This is a genomic window from Dactylosporangium sp. NPDC049525, from assembly GCF_040676755.1.
Taxonomy (GTDB): Bacteria; Actinomycetota; Actinomycetes; order Mycobacteriales; family Micromonosporaceae; genus Dactylosporangium.
The window spans coordinates 1-23,018 of record NZ_JBFAPO010000099.1; the positions used below are offsets into that span (position 1 = coordinate 1).

25 protein-coding genes are annotated in these 23,018 nt (G+C 72.0%); 8 read left to right on the forward strand and 17 right to left on the reverse strand.

Annotated features, from left to right (window positions below):
- The 3 genes from AB0K00_RS55090 to AB0K00_RS55100 form a co-directional block, all read left to right on the forward strand.
- Positions 1 to 452: ERAP1-like C-terminal domain-containing protein (locus AB0K00_RS55090; RefSeq protein ID WP_363539236.1), on the forward strand; the 452-nt coding region annotated here is incomplete at its 5' end.
- 31 nt (positions 453 to 483) lie between these two features.
- Positions 484 to 834 (forward strand): YciI family protein, encoded by a 351-nt coding sequence (locus AB0K00_RS55095; RefSeq protein WP_363539238.1) that lies wholly within the window; start codon positions 484 to 486, stop codon positions 832 to 834.
- Positions 835 to 851: 17 nt separating this feature from the next.
- The gene (locus AB0K00_RS55100) at positions 852 to 2,081 is read left to right on the forward strand and encodes an RNA polymerase sigma factor (RefSeq protein ID WP_363539240.1); all 1,230 of its coding nucleotides are present in this window, start codon (positions 852 to 854) and stop codon (positions 2,079 to 2,081) included.
- Here AB0K00_RS55100 and AB0K00_RS55105 read toward each other — a convergent pair.
- The 7 genes from AB0K00_RS55105 to AB0K00_RS55135 all read right to left on the reverse strand — a co-directional run bounded on the left by AB0K00_RS55105 (position 2,056) and on the right by AB0K00_RS55135 (position 9,535).
- Positions 2,056 to 3,348 carry a nucleotide disphospho-sugar-binding domain-containing protein gene (locus AB0K00_RS55105; RefSeq protein WP_363539242.1) on the reverse strand — a complete coding sequence of 431 codons (1,293 nt, stop codon included), beginning with the start codon at positions 3,346 to 3,348 and terminating at the stop codon, positions 2,056 to 2,058. The two genes, AB0K00_RS55100 and AB0K00_RS55105, sit on opposite strands and share 26 nt — an antisense overlap.
- A gap of 63 nt (positions 3,349 to 3,411) precedes the next feature.
- The gene (locus AB0K00_RS55110; protein ID WP_363539244.1) at positions 3,412 to 4,635 is read right to left on the reverse strand and encodes a glycosyl hydrolase; all 1,224 of its coding nucleotides are present in this window, start codon (positions 4,633 to 4,635) and stop codon (positions 3,412 to 3,414) included.
- 40 nt (positions 4,636 to 4,675) lie between these two features.
- On the reverse strand, positions 4,676 to 5,491 hold the full coding sequence (locus tag AB0K00_RS55115; RefSeq protein WP_363539246.1) for a carbohydrate ABC transporter permease: 816 nt from the start codon (positions 5,489 to 5,491) through the stop codon (positions 4,676 to 4,678).
- Positions 5,492 to 5,576: 85 nt separating this feature from the next.
- On the reverse strand, positions 5,577 to 6,485 hold the full coding sequence (locus tag AB0K00_RS55120; protein ID WP_363539248.1) for a sugar ABC transporter permease: 909 nt from the start codon (positions 6,483 to 6,485) through the stop codon (positions 5,577 to 5,579).
- Positions 6,485 to 7,903 carry an N-acetylglucosamine/diacetylchitobiose ABC transporter substrate-binding protein gene (ngcE, locus tag AB0K00_RS55125; RefSeq protein WP_363539250.1) on the reverse strand — a complete coding sequence of 473 codons (1,419 nt, stop codon included), beginning with the start codon at positions 7,901 to 7,903 and terminating at the stop codon, positions 6,485 to 6,487. The genes AB0K00_RS55120 and ngcE overlap by 1 nt, the downstream gene beginning before the upstream one ends.
- A gap of 16 nt (positions 7,904 to 7,919) precedes the next feature.
- Positions 7,920 to 8,675, reverse strand: a complete 756-nt coding sequence (locus tag AB0K00_RS55130; RefSeq protein WP_363539252.1) for an SIS domain-containing protein — start codon at positions 8,673 to 8,675, stop codon at positions 7,920 to 7,922.
- Positions 8,672 to 9,535 (reverse strand): MurR/RpiR family transcriptional regulator, encoded by an 864-nt coding sequence (locus tag AB0K00_RS55135; RefSeq protein ID WP_327011963.1) that lies wholly within the window; start codon positions 9,533 to 9,535, stop codon positions 8,672 to 8,674. Before AB0K00_RS55135 ends, AB0K00_RS55130 begins: the two co-directional genes overlap by 4 nt.
- Positions 9,536 to 9,684: 149 nt before the next feature.
- Here AB0K00_RS55135 and AB0K00_RS55140 point away from each other — a divergent pair, with 149 nt between their 5' ends.
- Complete coding sequence (locus tag AB0K00_RS55140) at positions 9,685 to 10,581, forward strand: BadF/BadG/BcrA/BcrD ATPase family protein (protein WP_363539254.1); 897 nt, start codon at positions 9,685 to 9,687, stop codon at positions 10,579 to 10,581.
- Here AB0K00_RS55140 and AB0K00_RS55145 read toward each other — a convergent pair.
- From AB0K00_RS55145 to AB0K00_RS55155, 3 genes are read right to left on the reverse strand one after another with little or no spacing between them, the layout of a single operon-like run.
- Positions 10,545 to 11,630, reverse strand: coding sequence for a winged helix DNA-binding domain-containing protein (locus AB0K00_RS55145; protein WP_363539256.1), 1,086 nt, complete (start codon positions 11,628 to 11,630; stop codon positions 10,545 to 10,547). The genes AB0K00_RS55140 and AB0K00_RS55145 overlap by 37 nt on opposite strands.
- A gap of 26 nt (positions 11,631 to 11,656) precedes the next feature.
- On the reverse strand, positions 11,657 to 13,684 hold the full coding sequence (locus tag AB0K00_RS55150) for a helicase-associated domain-containing protein (RefSeq protein ID WP_363539258.1): 2,028 nt from the start codon (positions 13,682 to 13,684) through the stop codon (positions 11,657 to 11,659).
- A gap of 57 nt (positions 13,685 to 13,741) precedes the next feature.
- Positions 13,742 to 14,668 (reverse strand): PHB depolymerase family esterase, encoded by a 927-nt coding sequence (locus tag AB0K00_RS55155; RefSeq protein WP_363539260.1) that lies wholly within the window; start codon positions 14,666 to 14,668, stop codon positions 13,742 to 13,744.
- Positions 14,669 to 15,002: 334 nt separating this feature from the next.
- Between AB0K00_RS55155 and AB0K00_RS55160 the strand changes: the two genes are divergently transcribed.
- Entirely contained in the window at positions 15,003 to 15,521 is a 519-nt protein-coding gene (locus tag AB0K00_RS55160; protein ID WP_363539262.1) for an LPXTG cell wall anchor domain-containing protein, read from the forward strand.
- A 57-nt stretch (positions 15,522 to 15,578) separates the two neighbouring features.
- Here the strand turns inward: AB0K00_RS55160 and AB0K00_RS55165 are convergent, their stop codons facing one another.
- The gene (locus AB0K00_RS55165; RefSeq protein ID WP_363539264.1) at positions 15,579 to 16,139 is read right to left on the reverse strand and encodes a TetR/AcrR family transcriptional regulator; all 561 of its coding nucleotides are present in this window, start codon (positions 16,137 to 16,139) and stop codon (positions 15,579 to 15,581) included.
- Between the two features lie 78 nt (positions 16,140 to 16,217).
- Between AB0K00_RS55165 and AB0K00_RS55170 the strand changes: the two genes are divergently transcribed.
- On the forward strand, positions 16,218 to 16,634 hold the full coding sequence (locus AB0K00_RS55170) for a tautomerase family protein (protein WP_363539266.1): 417 nt from the start codon (positions 16,218 to 16,220) through the stop codon (positions 16,632 to 16,634).
- Between the two features lie 40 nt (positions 16,635 to 16,674).
- Here AB0K00_RS55170 and AB0K00_RS55175 read toward each other — a convergent pair whose 3' ends face one another.
- The 3 genes from AB0K00_RS55175 to AB0K00_RS55185 form a co-directional block, all read right to left on the reverse strand.
- Positions 16,675 to 17,064 carry a nuclear transport factor 2 family protein gene (locus AB0K00_RS55175; protein WP_363539268.1) on the reverse strand — a complete coding sequence of 130 codons (390 nt, stop codon included), beginning with the start codon at positions 17,062 to 17,064 and terminating at the stop codon, positions 16,675 to 16,677.
- Positions 17,065 to 17,120: 56 nt separating this feature from the next.
- The gene (locus AB0K00_RS55180; RefSeq protein WP_363539270.1) at positions 17,121 to 17,762 is read right to left on the reverse strand and encodes a SnoaL-like polyketide cyclase; all 642 of its coding nucleotides are present in this window, start codon (positions 17,760 to 17,762) and stop codon (positions 17,121 to 17,123) included.
- Between the two features lie 118 nt (positions 17,763 to 17,880).
- Positions 17,881 to 18,837: a hypothetical protein gene (locus AB0K00_RS55185; RefSeq protein ID WP_363539272.1), complete on the reverse strand. Its 957-nt coding sequence runs from the start codon at positions 18,835 to 18,837 to the stop codon at positions 17,881 to 17,883.
- 66 nt (positions 18,838 to 18,903) lie between these two features.
- Here AB0K00_RS55185 and AB0K00_RS55190 point away from each other — a divergent pair, with 66 nt between their 5' ends.
- On the forward strand, positions 18,904 to 19,407 hold the full coding sequence (locus AB0K00_RS55190; RefSeq protein ID WP_363539273.1) for a PadR family transcriptional regulator: 504 nt from the start codon (positions 18,904 to 18,906) through the stop codon (positions 19,405 to 19,407).
- A gap of 26 nt (positions 19,408 to 19,433) precedes the next feature.
- On the opposite strand, the gene AB0K00_RS55195 is transcribed toward AB0K00_RS55190, so the two are convergent.
- From AB0K00_RS55195 to AB0K00_RS55205, 3 genes are read right to left on the reverse strand one after another with little or no spacing between them, the layout of a single operon-like run.
- Complete coding sequence (locus tag AB0K00_RS55195; RefSeq protein ID WP_363539275.1) at positions 19,434 to 21,575, reverse strand: heavy metal translocating P-type ATPase; 2,142 nt, start codon at positions 21,573 to 21,575, stop codon at positions 19,434 to 19,436.
- The gene (locus AB0K00_RS55200; RefSeq protein ID WP_363539277.1) at positions 21,562 to 22,365 is read right to left on the reverse strand and encodes a hypothetical protein; all 804 of its coding nucleotides are present in this window, start codon (positions 22,363 to 22,365) and stop codon (positions 21,562 to 21,564) included. The genes AB0K00_RS55195 and AB0K00_RS55200 overlap by 14 nt, the downstream gene beginning before the upstream one ends.
- On the reverse strand, positions 22,362 to 22,577 hold the full coding sequence (locus AB0K00_RS55205; RefSeq protein ID WP_327006079.1) for a heavy-metal-associated domain-containing protein: 216 nt from the start codon (positions 22,575 to 22,577) through the stop codon (positions 22,362 to 22,364). Before AB0K00_RS55205 ends, AB0K00_RS55200 begins: the two co-directional genes overlap by 4 nt.
- Before the next feature lie 84 nt (positions 22,578 to 22,661).
- Between AB0K00_RS55205 and AB0K00_RS55210 the strand changes: the two genes are divergently transcribed.
- Positions 22,662 to 22,964 (forward strand): metal-sensitive transcriptional regulator, encoded by a 303-nt coding sequence (locus AB0K00_RS55210; protein ID WP_363539279.1) that lies wholly within the window; start codon positions 22,662 to 22,664, stop codon positions 22,962 to 22,964.
- The last annotated feature ends 54 nt before the right edge of the window (positions 22,965 to 23,018 follow it).

The window sequence follows — 23,018 nt, forward strand, 5'->3', positions numbered from 1 at the left end:
CCGCCGAGCGCGACATCGCGGCGGAGGAGCGGCGCGACCCGAGCGACCGGGGCGCCCAGTCCGCCGCCAGGTGCCGCGCCGCCCGACCCGACGCGGCGGCGAAGGCCGAGGCGTGGGAGCGGATCGTGCGCGACGAGCGGCCCCGCATCGCCATGGCCGCGGCGACCGGCTTCTGGCAGCCCGGCCAGGAGGCGCTCACCGACCCCTACGTGGAGCGGTTCTTCGCCGACGCGCCGGCCATGGTGGCGGGCCGCTACCAACTGTTCGCGAGAATGCTTGTCCGGCACGCCTTCCCGCGGTACTCCACCCGGTCGCTGCAACTCGCCGGGGACCTGCTGGCGCGGGACGGGCTCGACCCGGTCCTGCGGCGCGAGATCGGCGACGCGGCGGACGAGCAGAAGTATTTCCAGGACCTTGTCGAAGCCGGCGGCCACCGTTCGACGCGTTGGTAGTAGTGGCACGACGACCTCAGGGAGACCCACGATGCGATACATGCTGATGCACAAGCTCAACGACGCCGACCCGGCGCAGTGGTCGCCGACGCCGGAGTTCCTCGGCCGGATGGGTGAGTTCATGACCGAGGTCACCAAGGCGGGCGTGCTGCTCGCCGCCGAGGGCCTGTTGCCGAGTTCCGCCGGCGCCGCCACGATCACTGTCAAGAACGGCCAGCAGACCGTCGTCGACGGGCCGTTCGCCGAGGCCAAGGAGGTCATCGGCGGGTTCGCGATCGTGCAGGTCCGCGACCACGCCGAGGCCGTCGAATGGGCCCAGCGCTTCGCCGCGCTGTTCGACGACGTCGAGATCGAGGTCCGCAAGGTAGGCGAGCACGGCTAAAGGGTTACCTTGGCGGCGTGACGCACACGGACACGCACCGGGCGATCGAGGCCGTCTGGCGGATCGAGGCGGCCCGGGTCATCGCCGGGGTCGCGCGCATGGTCGGTGACGTCGGCCTCGCCGAGGAGCTGGCCCAGGACGCCCTGCTGGCCGCGCTGGAGCAGTGGCCGGCCGAGGGCGTGCCGCGCAACCCCGGCGCCTGGCTGATGACGACCGCGAAGCGACGCGCGATCGACCAGATCAGGCGCCGGGAGCGCTTCGAGGCCCGGATGCCCGACCTGCTCCAGCCGGACACCGTCGACGGGGAGTTCGACGCGGTCCTCGAGGACACCATCGAGGACGACCTGCTGCGGCTCATCTTCACCGCCTGCCACCCGGTGCTGGCGCCCGAGGCCCGGGTCGCGCTGACCCTGCGGATGCTCGGCGGGCTGTCCACCGACGAGATCGCCCGGGCATTCCTGGTGCCCAGCGCGACCGTCGGCCAGCGGATCAGCCGCGCGAAGAAGGCCCTCGCCGACGCGAAGGTCCCCTTCGAGCTGCCGGACGCGGCGGCCCGCACCGAGCGCCTCGCGTCCGTGCTCGAGGTGATCTACCTGATCTTCAACGAGGGGTACTCGGCGACCGCCGGCGACGACTGGATGCGGCCCGCCCTGTGCGAGGAGGCGATGCGCCTCGGCCGGGTGCTCGCCGGCCTCATGCCCGCCGAGGCGGAGGTCCACGGGCTCGTCGCCCTCATGGAGATCCAGGCGTCCCGGTCGGCGGCGCGCACCGGGCCGTCCGGCGAGCCGATCGTGCTGCTGGAGCAGGACCGCGGCCGGTGGGACCGGCTCCTCATCGGCCGCGGCCTGGCCGCCCTGGCGAAGGCCGAGGACCTCGGCGGCGGCACGTACACGCTGCAGGCCGCGATCGCTGCCTGCCACGCCCGCGCGGCGACCGCCGAGGACACCGACTGGCACCGCATCGCCGCCCTGTACGCCAGGCTGCCACCGTCCCCGGTCGTCGAGGTCAACCGGGCGGTCGCGGTGTGCATGGCCGACGGTCCCGCCGCCGGCCTCGCCGTGCTCGAGCCGCTGCTCACCGACGTGTCGCTGCGCGGCTACCACCTGCTGCCGACGGTCCGCGGCGACTTCCTGCTGAAGCTCGGCCGCCGCGACGAGGCCCGCGCCGAGTTCGAACGGGCCGCGGCGATGACCCGCAACGAACGCGAGCGCACCCTCCTGCTCACCCGCGCGGAGAACTGCCAATGACCAGGCTGGACTCGATCAGCCGGAGCAGCTCGGCGCGGGTGTCGAGGCGGGCGTAGGCGTCGCGGAGCCGCCCGGCGCCGGCCGCGAACGACGGCTCCGTCAGCACCCGCTGCACCGCCGCGCGCAGGTCCTCGTCGGCCGGGGCGGCCGAGCGCAGCCGCAGGCCCGCGCCGGTCCAGGCGACCCGGGCGGCGACCTCCGGCTTGTCCTCGGTGACGCCGGCGACGACGAGCGGCACGCCGTGGGCGAGCGCGGTCTGCACGCCGCCGAAGCCGCCGTTGGTCACCATCGCGGTCGTGTACGGCAGCAGCGCCCCGTGCGGCACGAACGCCGCCGCCCGCGCGTTGGACGGCAGGGGCCCGAGCACCGACGGGTCGGCGCCGCCGGTCGTCGCCACGACCAGCACGTCGGCGTCCGCGAGGACCCGGATGGTGCGGGTGACCAGGGCGGACAGGTCACTGTTGGCGATGGTGCCCTGGGTGACGTGCACGACCGGGCGCCCGCCCGAGGTGACGTCGGGCCACCATGGCGGCGGCGTGAAGCCGGCGGCCGGGCCGGCGTCGAGGGAGCCGACGAAGCGCACCTGCGGCGGCAGGTCGGAGCGCGGGTATTCGAAGGAGGACACCCCATTCTGCAGGTGCAGGGCGGGCGAGATGTTGGACAACGGTGACGCGGACGTCGGCGGCAGCTCGAGCCGGGCGCGGATGCCCTGCCAGTGCCGCTGGACGTCGCGGAGCAGCACCCGGTCCATCAGGGCATACAGGGCCCGGTTGCGCAGCCGCCCGGCGAAGGATGCCGACGGCGGCAGCCCGGTGCCGAACGGGGCGGTGTCGCGGCTGGGGACCGGCAGCGGGCTGATCCCGACCGAGATCCAGGGGGCGCCGGTCAGCTCGTGGAAGGCGGAGGCGCCGACGAACCCCATGTCGGCGATCGTTGCGTCGTACCGTTGCGCCGTGTGCAGCGCGTGCAGCTCCTCGACCTGCCGCGGCACCGGGTCCAGGAACAGGTGCTTGAGGTCCCAGCGGATCCCGGCGAGTCCGGTGCGCCCGGCCCGGCCCGGGTGGTTGTCGTCGAACGTGTCGCCGTGCTGGTCGAGCTCGGGGTGCATCGGCACGAACGCGGCGCCGGTGCCCGCGATCCCCGGCAGCATGCGCAACCCGGCGTACCAGTCGACGGCGTGCCCGGCGTCGACGAGCGCGCGGGCGATGGGCTTGAGCGGATTCGTGTGCCCGGCGGAGGGCATGGACGCGAACAGAAAACGGGCCATGTCCTGAGAACACGACGGTGCCGGCACCACAGTTCGGTGCCGGCACTGTCGCCTTTCACACTCTTAGCAGTGGCCGAGGTCCTCCCAGTTGGCGGTCCACCCGGGTTCGGAGCCTTGCGTCCACCACTTGGCGCGCCACAGGTGCTTGCCCTGGCCCGAGGCGGGGCCGTTGGGGTCGCCGTACTTGCTCTTCTCGTGCTTCACGGTCTGGCCCGTGGTGTACACCGAGCTGATCGACCACTCCGGGGCGGCCGAGCAGCTGGTGGCCGGCGGCGTGGAGACCGACGGCGACGCGGACGGAGACTTGGACGGCGACGTCGACGGCTGGGGCGAGGTGGACCCGCTGGGGGTCACGCACGGACCGGCCGAGTCGACGGTGTCGGTGAACGCGTTGCCCGCCGAGCGGTACGCGCCCGCCTGGGTGGTCACCTGTGAGGGGGTGAGCACCTGGTTCTTGGCGAACAGGACCCAGTCGACCTGCTGGATGTAGGTCGACAGCCCGCCGGTGTGCGCCGCGGTGTCGATGAACCAGAGGTTCCAGTTGATCGTCATCGTCTGGCGCGGGTAGAACTTGCCGGAGTGATCGCCCATCTGGACGCCGTCGATGTAGTAGATGACGTGCCCGTTGGCGACCGTGACGACCAGGTCGTGCCACCCGTCGAAGCTGCGCCGCTGCTCCGAGTGGACGTTGTCGGCGAACCACGGCTCGTTGCGGTACGTGTACCAGGTCGTCTGGTAGTTGATCGGGCCGGTCTCGCCCCAGCCGCCGTTCGGCAGGTACTCCGAGATGTCCAGCTCGCTGTAGGTGGGGTCGAGGTCACCGTTGAGCGGGCTGATGGTGAAGAACGTCTCGTTGATGTGGTCGCCGTCGTTGCCGCCGGTCGGTGTGTCGGTGAAGCGGACCCGGCTGGCGTAGGTGCCTTCGAAGTACCGCTTCTGCGCCGAGTACAGCTCGGCCTGGTTGGTGCCGCCGCCGGTGCCGTCGGTCGACGCCTGCAGCTGCAGCACCTTCTGCCCGCCGTTGGTGGGGAAGGTGATGCTGTTGGCCGACCAGGTCGCGCCGGGGACGCCGGGACCGCCGGCGTAGGTGCGGGGCACCCAACCGTGCTGACTCAACGAAGCGTCGGAGGACGAGCTGTAGTTGAAGTCGTCGAACAGGTAGCCGCAGTTGTTCGCGGCTGCGCTCGCGGTGCCGACGGTGGCCGCGGTGACGGCCACGGCGCCGACCCCGCCGAGCAGCGCTACCCCGGCCGCGATGGCCAGAGATCGACGTTTGCCAATGGACATGGGCACAGTCCTCCTTGAGGGGAAAGGAGTTTGACGGACCTTACTTGACCGCGCCGGCGGTCATACCGGCTCGGATGTGCCGTTGGAACGCGACGTAGGCGATGAGCACCGGCAGCATTGCGATGGTGAGACCGGCGAACAGACCGCTCCAGTCGCTGCGATACCCCTGACTGACCGACAGGGCGGCCAAACCCTGCGCCAGGACATACCGATCTGGGTCGGGGTTGAGAACCAGGGGGAGCAGGTACTGGTTCCAGAGCCCGAGGAAGTTGAAGATGCCGACGGCGACCAGACCGGGACGGGCCATGGGCAGCATGACGCGGAAGAACACCGCGCCGTGCGAGCAGCCGTCCAGGAATGCCGCCTCCGCCACCTCCGTGGGGAGCGTCTTGAAGAACGCGTGCAGGAAGAAGACCGTGAAGGGCACGGCGTAGGCGGCGTAGACCAGGATCAGCCCCTGGTACGTGCCGAGCAGGCCGAGCTGCTGCACCACGAAGAACAGCGGGACCAGGGCCAGGAACACCGGGAAGAACATGGCCGCGACGAACACGTAGTAGATGAGCCGGTTGCCGCGGAACTCATAGCGGGCCAGGGCGTAGGCGACCAGCGAGCCGAGCAGCATCGTCAGCAGCAGGCCACCGCCGACGACGACGAGGCTGTTGAAGAAGTACCGGCCGATGCTCGCCTGGCTCCAGGCCCGGCCCCAGTTGCCCCACTGCGGATCGGTGGGCAGCGACCACGGGTCGTTGAGGATGTCCTTGTCGGTCTTGAACGAGCTGACGATCGCCCACAGCAACGGCAGCGCCGTCATCACACCCCACAGCAGCATGGCCACATGGACCGGAAAACGCTTCATGACGTCACCTCCGCTGCGCTCCGGCGCCGCCATGAAGACAACCTGAGCCGATGATTCGTGGCTCCTCCGCTCCGCTCCGGACCACTCATGACAGCTCCAGCCGTTCTTTGCGGCCGGAACGCAGCGCGAGCACGGCGAGGGTCAGGGTGGCGAAGAAGAGCGTGACCCCCATCGCGGAGGCGTAGCCGAACTTGCCGTAGGTGAAGGCGTTGCGATACAGCGAGAGCCCGATGACCTCGGTCGCGCCGTCCGGACCGCCGGGCCCGACGGTCATGATCTGCACGACCGCGAAGCCGTCCAGCGCCGCGATGCCCAGGTAGACGAACGCGACCTGCACGGTGTCGCGGACCAGCGGCAGCGTGACCTTGCGGAAGGTGGCCCAGCCGCCGGCGCCGTCGAGCAGCGCCGCCTCGAAGAGCTCCTTCGGGATGCCGTCGATCGCCGCGCTGAACAGCACCATGTAGAAGCCGACCGACGACCAGACCAGCACCGCCATGATGGCCGGCAGCGCCAGCTTCGGCTCGGCCAGCCAGCTGCGCGCGAGGCCGTCCAGGCCGAACGCCCGCAGCGCCCCGTTGAGCAGGCCGTTGGTCGGGTTGTAGACGAACTGCCACAGCACCGCGACGACGACGAGGGACAGCAGCTGGGGGAAGAAGTACACGATCTGGTAGGCGCCCGACCCGCGGATCCCCTTGCGGCCGCTGCCGCCGCCGAGGTGCAGCATGCTGGCCAGGAACAGGCCGAGCGCGACGGTCACCAGCGGCACGCAGATCAGCATCACCGCGTTGTTGCGCACGGCGTCCAGGAACAGGGAGTCGCCGCCGAGGCGGGCGTAGTTGCCCGCCCCGACGAAGTGCGCCTCGCCGGCCACGCCGGTCCAGTCGGTGAGCGAGAGGTAGAACGCCTGCCCGTACGGTGACAGCACGAAGACGACGTGCAGCACGAGCGCGGGCACCAGCGCACCGATGAGGAACCGGAGCCGACCGTGTTTCATCAGCGGGTGTACTTCTTGACGGAGCTGTCCTTCGCGAGCGCGTCGGCGGCCTTCTGGATGCGGTCGGCCCACTCGGCCGGCGTGGCGCGCTTGTTGATCAGCTCGCCGGTCGCGTCGTCGACGGCCTTGGCCAGCGGCGTGTACCAGGTGCGGAAGCGGTAGGTGAAGGCTTCCTTGCCGGCCGCGTTGACCGCGTCGCGGGTCGAGCCGAGGCCGCTGGACAGCGTCAGGCCGTCGGTCGCGCCGGCGATCGCGGGCAGCGTCCCGGCCGACTCGGCGAAGGAGCGCGCCGACTGCTTGGAGAACAGGATCCGCAGGTATTCCAGGCCACCGGTGGGGTTCTTCGCCTTCGCCGGCACGATGAAGGACTCGCTGCTCGCGGCCTGGATCGCCGCGGCGCCCATCTTGTCGGCGCCGGTGCGCGCCGGCACGGCGCCCATCACCATGTCGAAGCCCTTCGGCGCGACCTCCTTCTGCTCGGCCTCCAGCCACGAGCCGCTGGGGATGAACGCGGCCTTGCCCTGGCACCAGGCGGCCTGCGCCTCGGTGTGCGACAGCGCCTCCGACCCGGACATGATGTAGCCCTTCGCGGCCAGCTCCGCGAACGCCTCGGCGGCGGCCTTGAGCCCGTCGGCCTTCCAGGCGTTGGGCTGCAGGTTGTCCACGGCCTTGATGAGGTCCGTGCCGCCGGTCTTGGCCGCCATGCTCAGCAGCGGGTCGTTCATGTACTCCGGGTACTTGCCCTGATAGGTCCACGGGGCGATGCCCGCGGCCTTGATCGTGGCGCAGAGGGCGATCATCTCGTCCCAGGTCTTGGGGTACGTCCAGCCCTTGCTCGCGAACAGCGGCTTGGAATACCACAGCCCCCACGCGGTGTAGGTGAAGTTCAGCACCAGCGGGGCGGCGTCGAACGTGCCGTCCTCGACGACGCCCGGCAGCAGCGTGTCCCGGAACTTCACGGCCGGGTCGTCGAACGAGGGCGCGTCGAGCAGGTCGCTCAGGCTGGTCAGCTGCTTCGCGCCGACCAGGGTCGCCAGGTCCAGGCGTCCGGCGCCGGTGTTGTCCACGACGTCGGGCGGGGTGTTGGCGACGAACCGCGGCTGCAGCGCCTCGCCCACCTTCTGGATGCCCTTGTGGTCGATCGTCGCCTTCGGGAACTTCTGGGTGTAGAGGCCTTCGGCCTTCTTGGCGTAGTCGTCGCCGTAGCCGCCCTTGAAGATGACGACCTCCAGGGGCGCGTCCTCCTTGACGCCGAGCGGGTTCGCCGCGCTCTTCGCGCCGCTCGCGGCGGCCGGCTTGTCGTCGTCGCCGCTGGTCACGCAGGCACTGAGCAGCGGTAGCGCGGCGCCGGCCGCGACCACTGAACGCAGGACGGTGCGTCTCGTCGGGTACGGTTGGACGAAGGGTGATGGGTTCATGACTGGGCCTTCTCTCCTAAGCGGTACGCCGGATGCGCCCGGCGTACCGCGCTTCGAGTGCTGCGTTGTGCTCCCGCCCGCCTGGGACGTTGTCGGACAGGTAGATCGGCGGCGTGACGCCGAGTGCCAGCAGCCGCGCCACCACTTCGGTGACGATCTGCTGGGCCAGCAGGGCCGCGGTGATCGAGGAGACGGCGCCGACGGCGCCGCCGCCCGGCAGGGGCAGCGACGCGTCGCCGTAGGGTGCCCCGTTGTCGAGGACCACGTCGGCGAAGTCGCTGAGCTTCATGCCGCTCTCGTGCCGCGAATCGACGCGGGAGGAGTGCTCCAGCGACGTGATCGCGATGAGGGCGTGCCCGCGCTGCTTGACGAGCTGGGCCATCTCCACCACGGCGCCGTTGACGCCGGAGTTGGAGGCGATGACGAAGGTGTCGTCGGGCTTGACGGGGGCCAGGTCGTAGAGCCGGTGCGCGACGCTGGGCGTGCGTTCCAGCTGGGGGTCGCCGAGGACGCTGGACGCGTCGCCGCCGTAGAGGACGATGTCGCGCAGCGCGATCCTGTTCGTCGGCACCAGGCCGCCGGCCCGGCCGGCGATCTCCATCGCGAGGGCCTCGGAGTGCCCGCAGCCGAACGCCTGGATCACCCCGCCGGCCTGCAGCGTGGCGGTCATCAGGTCGGCGGCCTGCGCCACCTGGTCGCCCTGGGTGCTGCTCACGCGCTCGATCGCGGCGCGGATCACCTCGACGTAGTCCCCACTTCTGATGCTGGTCACAGCGGCTTTTCCCTCCGTGGTCGCTTGCGGTTGTTGGTCGTGTCGGGCACCCGGTGCGCGTCGACGGCGCGCACCGTGAGCTCGAGGGCCTCGGCGGTCCGCTCATAGGTGCGCTGCGCGACCGCCACGTAGATGAGGTCCAGGACCAGCAGTTGCGAGTGCAGTGCGGAGAGGGCCGCGACGCGGAAGGTGGTCTCGTGGACCGACGTCGTGAACACCACGTCGGCGACCTCCGCGAGCGGCGAGCGCCCGAAGGACGTCACCGCGACGGTCAGCGCGCCGTGGTCGGCGGCCTCGGCGAGGGTCTCGATCGCCTCGCGGGTCCGGCCGGAGTGCGACAGGCCGATCGCGACGTCGCCGGGGCCGAGCAGCGCGGCGTTGGTCAGTGCGGTGTGGGTGTCCGACCGGTACCAGACGGGGACGCGGATGCGCTCGAGCCGGAACGCCATCTCCCGCCCGGCGGTGCCGCTGCTGCCCAGCCCGAAGATCTCGACGCGGCCGGCGGTGGCGATCGCGGCCGCGACCCGTTCGACGGCGGCGACGTCCAGGCCGGCCGCGGTCGCCTGGATCGCCCTGGTGTCCGCGGCGGTGATCACGTCCAGGACGCCGTCGAGGGGGTCGTCCGGCGCGATGTCGCCGCTGATGTCGGTCTCCCAGCGGGCCTGTTCGGCGCGGCCGGTCTCGGTCGCGATGGCGACCCGCAGGTTGGCGTAGCCTTTGAAGCCGAGCGTCCGGCTGAACCGGGTCACGGTCGCCGTTGACGTGCCCGACCGCTCGGCGAGGTCGACGATGCTGGCGTGCGCCGCCGTCTCAGGATCGCTGAGGATCATCTCCGCGATCTTCGCGAGGGCCTCCGGCATGGTCGGCCCCTCGATGCGCAGCCGCCCTAGCAGCCCGCCGCTCTCACCCGTCACTCCGGTCATCCTTTTCATCGTTACGTCTTGGCGATGAAAATTACGACCACTTCAACTTCTAGTCAATAAGCATTTTCTATGTTTCCATCATCGCCATGGTGCTCATCCTCGGGGTCGATGCCGGCGGGACGGCCTCCAAAGCGGTCGTCGTCTCGCCGGACGGGACGGTCCTGGGGCGCGGGACCGCCGGTCCTGGCAACCCGTCCGCTGTCGGGTCGGTGGCCGCGGTCGCGATCGGCGCGGCGGTCCGCGGGGCACTCGGCCCGCACGACCCGGGCGGGGTCGTCGCGGGCGTGGTGGGAGTCGCCGGGGTCAGCATCCTCACCGACCCCGGCGTCGCCACCGCGTTCGCCGACCAGTGGACCGACATCGGCCTGACCTGCCCGGTCGCGGTCCTCGGCGACGCGGTGACGGCGTTCGCGTCCGGGACCGGTGCGACGGCCGGGGCGGTGCTCATCGCAGGGACCGGTGCCGTCGCGGCGCTGGTCGACGGGGAGCGGATCGTGCGCACCGCCGACGGGCTCGGCTGGCTCCTCGGCGACGAGGGCTCCGGGCTCTGGCTCGGCCTCCAGGCGGTCCGGCACGCGGCGCGGCACTGGTCCTCGTCCGGGCTCGCCGTCCGGGTGGCGCTGCACGCCGGCGCCGCCTCCGCCGACGACCTCGTGCACTGGGCGCAGCGGCTGCCGTTGGGCTCGTTCGCCGCGCTCGCCCCAGTCGTCTGCGAGTTCGCCGCCGCCGGGGATCCGGCCGCGATCGCGATCGTCGGCGAGGCCGTCGAGCGGCTGATCGCGACCCTCGACGCGCTCGACGCTCCCGATGCGGCGGTGGTACTGGCGGGAGGGTTGCTGACCGCTGCCACGCCGGTCCGTGCGGGCGTGCTGGAGGCGCTGCGAGTGCGTGGCGTCGCGGTCGGCACGGCCCATGACCCGGCGCTCGGCGCCGCGAGGCTGGCCCTTCAGGGCTGGTCGAGCCGCACGACGACGTCGCGCTGAAGGAACGCCCGCAGTCGGCCGGCCTCATCCAGTACCGCTGCGGCGTCGGCATCGCACAGCCGGCGGAAGGGCGTCACGGTCAGCGTGGCACCGGTCACCGACCAGATTCCTGCGACGAACCCGTCCACCAGGAACGTCGGGTGCACCATCGAGTAGCCCGGGCACACCCGCGCCCGGTCCTCGTCGCTGACGATCCGGGTCCGGTCCTTGTGGCTGAGCACCAGGTTGTCGAACTCCGGCAGGAAGCGCACCGGCGCCTCCTCGTCGCCGCCGGCGACCGGCAGGTCCGGCAGGTCGAACAGCTCCTGCCCGGCCTCGTCGCGGTGGACCCGCAGCCGGTGCCGCTCCCGCTCGACCTCGTCGCGGAGCCGCTTCATGCCCGACCAGTTCTGCAGGTCGGCGACGCTGGCCGGGCCGCACGAGGCGAGGTAGCGCGACAGCAGCGTCCACGTCGAAGGGTGCTCCTCGAGCGGCCCGCCCAGCCAGTCCTCGGCGAGCGCGCAGGTCACGTGCCCGCGGCGGCGCCACACGCCGGACGGCGGCGGGTGGACCAGGTTCAGGTAGACGTGCACCGCCCAGGCCATCGCGATGCCCTGCCGGCCGGGGAACCGCTCGGCGAGCTGCTTGGCCAGCTTCGGCCGGGTCATCGTCTGGCCGCTGAGGATCTCCCGGGCGGCCCCGACGAGATCGGCGATGTCGAGCCCGGCGATCTCCTTCGCGAACGGCGACAGCCCGGCGTTGCCCAGGCGCTGCTGCAGCATCGGCTTCAGCCAGCGGTAGTCGGTGCCGGCGGTGAGGTGCTGGGTGCGCCGCAGCAGCCCGCCGCGCACCACCCGCCCGTCGGTCAGCGCCGCGGTGAGGTGGGCGTGCTCGGGTTGGCGGGTCCTGGTCCACAGCCCGACGTAGGGCGCGTCGACCTCCTGGGCCTGCACCGCGACGAGGTGCGCGACGACCTCCTCGACCGGCCGGAGGTCGGGCTCGGCGTCGGTCGTGGTGAGCAGCTGGCGCTGCAGGTAGGTGCGGTTGAGCTGCCGCCTGGTGAGGATCACGTCCGTGACGCTACGACCGGATGCAGTCAGGTCCTGTCCTGATCCGGCACGACCCGGTGCTTCATGACGCGATCGAAGGCGATCGTGCCGTCGGCGTGCTCGCCGGCCGGGGCGTAGCCGGCCGCCCGCAGCGCGGCCAGGGTCTCCCCGGCGGGCAGGGCGCTGGCGTACACCGTCGGGGCGAGCTCGGTCAGTCCCAGCTTGACCAGGCTCTTCACCCGGGTCAGCTCGGCGAGCAGCGTCGGGTCCTCGCTGCGCAGCACGCTTCCGACCGTGCGGACCCGCAGCGACCCGTGCCGCCGGGCCAGGTCCGTGACCAGGTACTGCAGCGGCTGCGGGACCCGGCCGCCGGTCGCCGCCTCGCGCAGCGCCGTGAGGAGCTCGTCGGCGGACGAGCCGGTGTCGAACGCCCGGCGCATCGACGCCTCGGTGAAGCGCCACGTGTGGCCGCCGCCGCGGGACTCCCGGTCGGCGGTCAGGTCGAGGAACGCGGCGAGCTGCGCCGACGGGGCGCCGGTCGCGACGGCGGTCAGGTCGCTCTGCAGCAGCACGGTGCGCTGCGCCGCCGGGATCAGCCGCTCCAGCTCGGTGAGTAGCGCGGCGCGCCGCGGTGTGCCGTCGAGACCGGCCTCCGCGGCGAGGGCCCGGCACAGGCTGGTGGGCGCGTGCAGGGCGCCGAGACCCATCAGCTCCAGCTCCTGCCACAGCATGACGGTGGTCGGGTACGCCTCCTCGGCCTCGGCGCCGGCGAGCAGCGGCCGCATGTACATCTGCAGCGCGTTGATCCCCTCCAGCGACGGCAGCGCGTAGCCGTCGGGCAGCCCGTTGAGCAGCGACACGAGGCTGCGCCGCAGCACGCTCACGGCCTCGTCGCGCTGGGTCCGCAGCAGCGCGGGGGAGCGGGTGTCCAGCGGGGCGGCGTCCATCATGAGCCAGGCGGTGAGCAGCTCGCCGTACTGCGCGGGCGGGTCGAGCTTCAACCAGTCGTCGTAGTACGCCGACGGCGCGATCCGGTTGTCCGTGATGCCGATCAGGCCGCTGACGGCGACCAGCGTGAGCCACAGGCGCATGTCGACGTCGCTGCCGCCGATGGCCTTCGTGAGCCGGCGCAGCTCGCGGGGGCCGACCCCGCCGTCCTTCAGCATCGGCACCGGCGCCCGGCCGCACGCCTCCAGCAGGGCGGTGACGTGGGCGAGCGCGGCGCGGATCGCGGCGGCGCCGTCCCGCTCCACCATTTCGACGCTGACCTCGACCGGCATCTGCAGCGGCGGCGCCGGGTCGAAGTCTGCCTGGAACCCGGCTTGGGCCCCTGCTTGGAGGTCTTGGCGCAGGACGACGCCGACCTCGCTGGGCAGCACCGCGGCCATGCCGGTCGGGTTCCACATGATCAGGCCGTGGTCGACGGCCCAGCGCAGCGCCGTCGGCCGGTTGGTGCGCAGGGCACCCATCTGCCGCGGGTCGAAGTAGAACGGGTCCTCGTTGGCAAGGGTGCTCAGCAGGTCCTTGGTGGCCTCGGGCGCGGCGGCGAACTTCGCCCGGACCGTCGCCGCGTCGGCGAGTGCGGCGCAGACCCCGTCGAGCAGCGACGCGCGGTCCCGGCCGACCGGCGCGTCGAGGTTGTACGCGATGCGCTGCAGCCGGTCCAGGGTCAGCTGGGCGAGCTCGAACCGGGCAGACGGGCCGAACCCGTAACCGCCGACGATCACCTCGTGGATCGGCGCGGTGCGGATCCACTCGCCGTCGGGCCAGGCCAGTGCGTGCCACTCCAGCCGGCCGAGCATCAGGCTCAGGTCGGCGTCGTCGGTGGCCACGCCGAGCAGGTGCGCCAGGTCGGACCGCCGGGTCCCGGCCGCGCGCAGCGACAGCGCCTCGGCGACCTGCAGCTCCGGCAGGCTCAGCACGGCGACCGTCTCCGTCACCGTGCCGGGGTCCAGCAGCAGCGCCGCGAGGGCCTTGCGCCCGCTCGGTGCCGGCTCGTCCGGCAGATGGGCGGCGGCGAGCTCGGCCAGCCTCTGCTCTGGCAGGCCGGACAGGAAGTCGAGCATGGTCTTCATGTCAACGTCCTCGTTCACAGCGGACCGGTTCGTCGTGCACCGGTGGACCAGCGAAGGTTATCGCCGCCTCGGGTGTGCCGCGAAGAAGGCCCACAGCACGTCGGTGGCCTTGATCTTCGCGGCGGTGTCCTTGAGCTCGCCGGCCGCGGCGCCGAACCACGCGTGGGCGCCGCCGTCGACGACGTAGGCGTCCACGTCGCTGCCGTCGGGGCAGTGGGTGGTGGTCCGGTGCACGCCGGGATCCAGGGCCGGTCCCGGCGGTGCTGTTGTCGGCTGCGCTGCTGTTGTCGGCTGCGTGGTGGGCGCCGGTGGCGCGGGGCAGGCGAGCCGGGAGCGCCAGGTGTCCACGCCGGTGCGGAAGGTCGTGGCCTGCGGATCGGCGGCGCCGATGAGGGTCACCACCGACACCGGGGCGGTCGGCCGGTAGTCCGCCGCCTCGGTCCGCCCGCCGGCGAACCCGCCGCTGACCGCGCCGATCGCGGCGAACACGCCCGGCGCCTCGACCGCGGCCCGGAAGCTCAGGTCGCCGCCGTTGGAGACGCCGGCGAGGAAGACCCGGTCGGGGTCGGCGTGCCACCGCTCGACGAGCTGGCCGGCGACGGCCTTGACGAAGCCGACGTCGTCCTGGGCGCCGCAGCAGCCGAACGCGTTGAACTGCCCGCCGACGCCCTCCGGGTAGGCGACCAGGAAACCCTCCGCGTCGGCCTTGGCGTCGAAGCCCGTCAGCTCCCGCATCGCGGTGCCGCTGCCGGGCCGGTGGTGCAGCGCGACGACCGCCGGCACGGCGCGGGCCGGATCGTAGGAGGCCGGGACGTGCAGCAGGAACGTGCGCTCGGTGCCACCCACGGTCACGGTCAGCTTGTGCTCGCCGGGACCTCCGGCCGTGGGGGAGGCGGCGGGCGGATTCGTGGTGCTCTCCGCCGCGCAGGCCGTCAGCACCAGCAGCGCGAGCAGTGTCAGTCCCCGCCACAGTCCCCGTCTCATGCTCCGTCAGCGTAGGGGTAGTAGCGCGTTTCCACCCGCCCGATCGCCGTGCGTCACGACGAATGAAATCGATCTTCAACATTTTCCGGGATGAATTAGGACCAATCAGGATCAGTCCTAAAATCCCTGCCCCGCAACGGCTGTCGCTGCCGCCCTGTCCGGCCATATGTTGTCGGACGTCAAGTTTCGTGAGGTAGGAGAAGTCGTGGGAAACATGCTGTTCAGGAGGGTTGTGGTCGGTGCCGCCGCCGCAACTGTGGCCGTCGGGCTATCGACCGCGTTCGCTTCGCCCGCCAGTGCTCACGCAACGGGAGCGACCGGCTCCGCAGTGTGCGTGTCCGTCGACGGCAAGTATGAGATCACCTGGAAGCTGACCAACGACTACAACGCGGTCGTCACGCTCGGCGACATCAAGCTGGAGCTGGACAAGGAAGCCAAGTCGACCCTGTCGACCACGCCGCTGCCGGGCACGATCGACGCCCGCCCCGCGGGCAGCCCGCTCACGGAGGTCTCGTTCACCTCGGTCGTCGAGAAGCCCGCGACCAAGGTGAAGCTGACCTACAAGGCGAAGTGGGCCGACAACTACCGGTCTCCCGGTAGCAGCGGCTGGGTCGAGCTGACCGGCCCCTGCCCGAAGCCCTCGCCGTCGAAGTCCCCGTCGCCGTCGCCGTCACCGTCCGCTTCGAAGTCGGTGCCGGCCTCGCCGTCCACGTCGGCCACGCCGGGCCTGCCCGTCACCGGCTCCAGCAGCACGATGCCGCTGGTCGGCACGGGCGCCGCGCTGGTCGTCGGCGGGGCGGCCCTGGTCGCCACGCTGCGCCGCCGCCGTCGGGTGACCTTCACCGCCGAGTAGTCCTGCCCCGTTCCATCGGGCGAAGGGGGAGTCCTGCGGGGCTCCCCCTTCGCCGTCTCATGTGGACAGCCGGTGCGCCTGGTCCAAGAGGTCCGTCGCGACCAGGTCGAACGGCTCCATGCTCTGCTCGGCCCGGCTCATCACGACCGCGCCCTCGGTCGATGCGATCAGCGTCGCCGCGAACCGCGCCGCGGCGTCCGCCGCCAGCCCGCCCGCGACGAACAGCTCGGCCAGCCGGGCCCGCCAGGTGCGGAAGATCTCCGCCGCGTGCGCCAGCAGCTCACCCGGCTCCGCCGCGACCGTCACCGCGAGCACCGCGCACCCGGCGCTGAACTGCGACCGCTCCAGGACGGTCCGCCACAGCCGCAGGACGTACTCGGTCACCTCGACGACCCCGCGCCCGTCCAACTGGGCGAACCCGTCGAGCATCCGCCCCGCCACCAGGTCCAGCGCCGAGCCGACCAGCTGGTCCTTGCCCTCCGGGAAGTGGTGGTAGATCGAGCCGCGGGGCGCCCCGGTCGCCTTCAGCACCTCCGAGAACGACGTCGCCTGCAGCCCCTGCTTCGCCAGCAGCAGCGCCGCCCCCTCCACCATCCGCCCGCGAACGTCCCCCGCCACCGCGCCCTCCCTTGACTATGACGGTCGGCATAATCTACGTTCTATGACGACCAGCATAGTCCAGAACGGAGCCCGACCATGCCCATGATCGACGTCTACGCGCCCGCCGACCTCTTCCCCGCGGGAAGCGACCGCACCCTCGCCGCCCAACTGACCGCCGCCCTGCTGCGCGCCGAAGGGGTGGCCGAGCCCGGCCCCGCCCACCTGGACAACACCGGCGCCTACGTCCACCGCATGCCCCCGGAAACCGTGCACACCGCCGGCACCGCCGCCGCCCGCACCGTCCGCGTGCAGGTGCTGACCCCTCCCGGCGCCCTGACCCGCGAAGGTCAGCGGTCCCTGGTCGCCGACGCGACCCGCATCGTCGCCGAGGTCAGCGGCGACCCGTCCCAGCCTGCCCGCACCTGGGTCCTGCTCACCGAGGCCGCCGAGGGCGGCTGGGGCATCGCCGGCACCGCCTTCGGCCGCGAAGAGTTCGCCGCCCTGCTGCGCTGACCCCGCACCGGTCCCACTTCGCGAAAACGCTTCTGGCGGGCTACGGGGTCACGAGCGACGGGGCGAAGTAGTCGCGGAGGTGGGCGATCCCGCCGTCGCGGACGCGGAAGATCTGGACCAGCGAGACGGTGTCGGAGTCCGTGAACGCGGTGTCGATCTCGGCGATGAAGACGTCGGGGTCGGCGGTGGTGTGCAGGATGTAGCGCGACCGCGTGATGTCGACGGTGCGGGTGTCCTCGGCGGCCCGGGCATACCAGGCGGCCATGCCGGCGCGGATCGCGTCGCGGCCCTCAAGCCGTTGCGGGTAGTCGCCGCCGGGCGGCGCGAACGGCGCCTCGAGGATCCCGTCAGGGGTGAACAGGCCGGCCAGGGCATCCGCGTCGCGGGTGATGGCACCGGCGTGGATGTAGCGTTCGAAGAGCTGCCTCATCCTCAATTTTAGCCCAGCCGGGCGTGCCGAAGCACGCCCGGCCACGGTGGTGCGCGTCAGTGCGCGACCGGGCAACCGCCGGTCAGCTTGCCGAGGAAGTTGTTGGGGTCGTAATAGTGCTCGACCTCGAGCAGCTTCAGGTCGTCGTTCACCTTCGCGATGCTGATGCCGAACATTTCGATGGTCTCGCCGTTGGGCTGGAAACCGTGGTATTCGCCGGTGAACGCGCCCCAGTGGCGCCACTTGAACGTGACGACCGGGGGAGGGCTCAGGACCTCGAGGACCTCCCAGTAGAATCCGGTCGGAAATGCCTGGTGGAAAATGTGGTGCGACGACTCAAACGATTCCTGGCCGGTTTTGTAGAACGCGCTGTCGCCGATCAGGATGTTGTAGCTGCCGATGTCGGCGATGTCCTGCGCGGTCGCCCACGGGCCGCCGTTGACGTTGGTCCGGAAGTGCTCGGTGACCATCGAGACCCAGGTCGCGGGGTCCTTCTTGTGCGAGACCTCCATCTCGAAGACCTGCACGATCCGCTCGACGATCGCCTCGAGGGAGTCGGGGGCGAAATGGTGGGTCCGCTGCTCGGGCATCACCGTGTGCGACAGGTGGTAATCGGGGGTGCCGTCGCGGAATTCCTGCGGGTCGGCCGCTTCGACGACGGCCGAGCGACCTTGCAACCAGAGCGGGGTCTCAGTCAAGGACCTCGTCCTTTCACAGCATCGGGGAAGTGATCGCCTGCGATGTTGGTGGATACGAATGGCCCTCGTCAACCCCGTTGAGTAAACCGCCCCAAGACTAAGGTAAAATTAATAGCCGTCAATATGTAGATCCTGTTACGGCGAGGTGTCGGCGCAATGTTGTGGCGGGCAGGCCGGTCTCCGCGGCGAGTGCGGTCCACGGCATCCCGCCGTCGCGGCGGTCGGTGATGTAGGCACGCAACGTCGCGAAGCCGAGGGACTCGGCCACGGCCCGGCCCCGGGCGTCCGCGAGGTGCCGCTTGGTCGCGTGCGGGACGGCGTCGATGCCGAGCCGGCGCAGTGCGGTCAGGATCGTCGACCTGGCCACGCCCGCCTCGGCCGCGATCGACGCGACGCTGCGGTGCTGTTCGAGGTGGGCGGCCGTCAGGTACGCCCGGGTGTCCGCGAACCCGAGCCGCCGCGCCACGGGCGCGAGCCGGTCCGCGGTGCCGCGATCCGGCACGGTGCCGGCGGCGGACAGGTGGCGGGCGACCCAGTCCTTGTGCAGCCCGGCCTCGCGGCTGACCGCGGCCATGCTCATGCCCGCGGCGAACCGGTCGGCCAGGTAGTCGTCGAAGGTGGTGTAGCCGAACCGGGCCGCCACCTCGCGGGTGAGCCGCTCGCGGTGCTGCCGGGCCCGCCGCCGGGTGCCCTCCGCGCGGGCCTGCGGGTCGATGCCGGCGAGGGTGGCCAGGGTCTTCGCGCGGCGCTCGGCCGGGTGCCGGCGGCCGCGGGCGGCCTGCGCGGCGGCCACGGCGAGGTCCCCGCTGCGGGACCGGGCCAGGGCCCGCTGCTGGGCGTGCCGGATCGCGGGCTCGACCCGGCGCGCGAGCAGTGCCGCGGAGCGCCGCTTGCGGGTCACCGGGCCGCTGAGCGGGTTGCCCAACTCGAGGCCGAACTCGGCGATGTAGTCCGCCTTGCTCCAGCCGTGGACGCGGATGTGGCTGGCGACGGAGAGGAACCACCGGCCGCACAGGTGGCAGCGGACCCGCTCGCCGTCGGTGAGCATCTGGCCGATCGGCGCGTGGATGCCCATTCGCCCGCCCTCCGCCGTCCGGTAGTCACAGTGAGACTACCGGCGTGGGCACGTACGCTCAAGGGCGTGCTGTCGCTGGCCGAATGGATCGTCCTCACCCTGGTCGACGAGGGTCCGACGCACGGCTTCGCGATCGCCTCGCTGACCGCCGAGGACGGTGCCGTCGGGCGGGCCTGGCACGTGCCCCGGCCGATCGTGTACCGCTCGCTCGACCGCCTCGGCACGCTCGACCTGGTGCGCGTCGAGAGCACCGAGGCGGGCCGGCGCGGGCCGCAGCGGTCGATCCTGACCAGCACCGAAGCCGGCGCGCAGGCGACGGCGGAGTGGTTGGAGCGGCCCGTCGGGCACGTCCGGGAGATGCGCTCGGAGCTGCTGGTCAAGCTCGCCCTCCGGCTGCGCCGCGACCTGCCGCCCGGCACCCTCGTCGCGGCCCAGCGGGAGACGGTGGCGAGGGTGCGGCTCGCGATCGAGCGGCAGCGCGACGCGGAGACGGGCTTCGGCCGGATCCTGCTGACGTGGCGCTACGAGAACGCCCTGGCCGCCGAGCGCTTCCTCGACGCCATCAGTTGAGGCGCCGAGGAAGCATCAAGGAGGCGTCAGGTGAAGCGGCGCAGGCGAAGGCTGTTCGCGACCACGAACGCCGAGCTCAGCGCCATCGCCCCACCGGCGATCATCGGGTTGAGCAGCCCGGCGGCGGCCAGGGGCACCGCGGCCAGGTTGTAGGCGAACGCCCAGAACAGGTTGCCCTTGATCGTGCCGAGGGTGCGCCTGGACAGCCGGATCGCGTCGGGGACCGCGGTCAGGTCGCCGCGGACCAGCGTGAGGTCGCTCGCCTCGATCGCCGCGTCGGTGCCCGTGCCCATCGACAGGCCCAGGTCCGCCTGGGCGAGCGCGGCGGCGTCGTTGACCCCGTCGCCGACCATGGCCACGACCCGGCCCTCCGCCTGCAGCCGCCGCACGACGTCGAGCTTGCCGGCCGGCAGCACCTCCGCGATGACCTCGTCGATGCCGACCTCGGCGGCGACGGCCCGCGCCACGGGCTCGGCGTCGCCGGTGAGCAGGACCGGCCGTAGCCCGAGTGCCCGCAGTCGGCGGACCGCCTCCGCCGACGTCGGCTTGACCGTGTCGCCGACCGAGATGAGGCCGCGCACGGCGCCGTCCCAGCCGACCCCGACGACCGTCCCCACAAGGTCGGCCGGAAGGGCGAGCGGCGTCAGTCCCTGGGCGGAGAGGAACGACGGGCGGCCGACCCAGACCGTCCGGTCCTCGACGATGCCACTGACACCGTGACCGGCGTGGCTGGTGAACGACGCGACCGCGGGACGGTCCGGCACGGCGGCCGCGATCGCCCGCGCGATCGGGTGCTCCGAGGCGTGCTCGACGGCGGCGGCGAGGCGCAGCGTGTCCCCGTGGCCGCGCACGTCGAGGACGGACATCCGGCCGGTGGTCACGGTGCCGGTCTTGTCGAGCAGCACCGTGTCGACGCGGCGGGTGGACTCGAGGACCTCCGGGCCCCGGATGAGGATGCCGAGCTGCGCGCCGCGGCCGGTACCGACGAGCAGCGCCGTCGGCGTCGCCAGGCCCAGCGCACACGGGCACGCGATGATCAGTACCGCGACCGCGGCGGTGAACGCGGCCGCCACCGAACCGCCGGTGCCGAGCCAGAAGCCGAGGGTGGCGACGGCGAGGGCGATCACGATCGGCACGAAGACGGCGGCGATCCGGTCGGCGAGGCGTTGCACGGCGGCCTTGCCGCTCTGCGCCTCCTCGACGAGCCGCGCCATCTGGGCCAGATGGGTGTCGGCGCCGGTGCGGCTGACCTGGATCACCAGCCGCCCGGCGGTGTTCACGCAGCCGCCGACGACCGGGTCGCCGGGGCCGACGTCGACCGGCACGGGCTCGCCGGTGAGCATGCTCGCGTCGACCGCGGACGTGCCGTCCAGCACCACGCCGTCGGCGGCGAGCTTCTCGCCCGGCCGGACGACGACCTTGTCGCCGACCGCCAGGAGCTCGGCCGGGATGCGGTGCTCGGTGCCGTCCGCCGCCAGTACCGCGGCATCCTTGGCACCCAAGGACAGCAGGGCGCGCAGTGCGGCCCCGGCGCGGCGCTTCGCCCGGGTTTCGAAGTAACGGCCGGCCAGGATGAAGACCGTCACCCCGGCGGCGACCTCCAGGTAGATGGCGTCACCGGAGGCGGTCAGCGAGAACGGGTGGCGCATGCCGGGCATGCCCGCGTCGCCGAGGAACAGCGCGTAGAGCGACCACAGGAACGCGGCGAGGGTGCCGATGGACACCAGCGTGTCCATCGTCGCGGCGCCGTGGCGCAGGTTGCGCAGCGCCGCGCGGTGGAACGGCCACGCGCCCCACACCACGACCGGCGCGGCGAGGGTGAGCGACGCCCACTGCCACGACTCGAACTGCCATGCCGGCACCATCGCCAGCACGATCACCGGCACGGCGAGCGCCGCGCTGATCAGCAGCCGCTGCCGCGCCGCGGCGAGCGGATCCGCAGTGGCCGCCGCCGTCGGTTCTGGAGCGCTGGAAGCCGTGTAGCCCGTCTGCTCGACCGTGGCGATGAGATCGGCCACGACCAGCGACGGCGGGAACACCACGCGTGCCTTCTCGGTGGCGTAGTTGACGCTCGCCTCGACGCCGTCGAGCCGGTTGAGCTTCTTCTCGATGCGGGCGGCACACGCGGCACAGGTCATGCCGCCGATCGCGAGCTCAGTTGTGGGCATGCCCGCCCCCGATGCCGGTCACGGTGAACTCCGCGGTGTGCACGACGTCGCGGTGCTGGAACTGCAGGTACAGCCGGTGCACGCCGGGACCGCCACCCTCGACGGCGAAGGCGAGGCCCGGTCCGCTGGGGTGGACGTGCAGGTAGGTCAGGTCCTGCTGGGCGATCGCCACGAGGTGCCCGGCCGCGCCGAGGTATGGCTGCAGGTCCGTCACCGGCCGCCCGTCCAGCTCGACCTGGAACGTCACGCCGTCGTGCTGGTCGAGCCGCACGGTGTAGCCGTCGACGACGGTGGTCGTGGCCGGCGCCGGCAGCGGCTCGCTGTGGTGTTCGCCGGGGACGGTCAGGTCCGCGGCGAGGACGGTGGCCGGCCCGCCGGTCGCGGTGAAGTCCGCGTAGGCCCGCCACGGGCCGCCGTCCGGCAGCGCCACCGGCACCCGCCACAGCCCGGTCGCGTCCATGACGGGGTGCAGGTGCTGGAAGCCGGACAGGTCCCGCCGCACCACGATGAGGTGCAGCGGCTTCTCGTGCAGCGTCTCGAAGGCGGTGACGGCCCGACCGTCGGGTCCGGTGATCCTGAAGCTCAGCCCTCCGCCGGTGTACGGGTCGAGCCTGATCGCATAGCCGGCGTCATGGCTGCCACCCGAATGGCCGTCACCGGAATGGCCGTCAGCGGCTGGACGGCTCTCGGCGGCCGCGTCGGGTCCGACCAGCCGCCCCGCCCCGAACGCCAGCCCGAACACCACGGCCAGGACGGCCGCGAACACGCCGAGGCGCACCGGGGCGTTCATGCTCGGGTGCCCACGACTTCGTAGCCGGCCTCGTCGACGGCGGCCCGCACGGCCTGCTCGTCCGCGGGCCCGTCGCTGGTCACCGTCACCGCGCCGGACTCCAGGTCGACCTGGACCGCGGTCACCCCGGCCACCCGCCCGACCTCGGTGCTGACCGCCTGCACGCAGTGCCCGCAGGTCATCCCCTTGACGGCGTAGGTCGTGGTGCTCATGTCGACTCCCTGATCCGTAGAAATACCGATACCCCCCATGGGTACCCGCCGAACGTAGCATACCCCCGGGGGGTGTGCGCTAGGATGGGTGCCATGACGACCGCCACGCCGCGCGGCTACACCGCGACGAAGGACCAGCTCCAGAGCCGGCTGCGCCGCATCGAGGGCCAGGTCCGCGGTGTGGAGAAGATGGTCGACGAGGACCGCTACTGCATCGACGTGCTGACCCAGATCAGCGCGATCCAGGCGGCCCTGGACAAGGTCGCTCTCGGCCTGCTCGACGACCACGCCCGGCACTGCATGCAGCACGGCGCCGAGGACGGCAAGGGCGAGGAGATGGCCACCGAGATGATGGCCGCCGTCGGCCGCCTGATGCGCCGCGGCTGACCGCGGCAAGCCCGCCTGTCTGTTTCATCCACCCGTTTCATCTGGCAGTCGCCC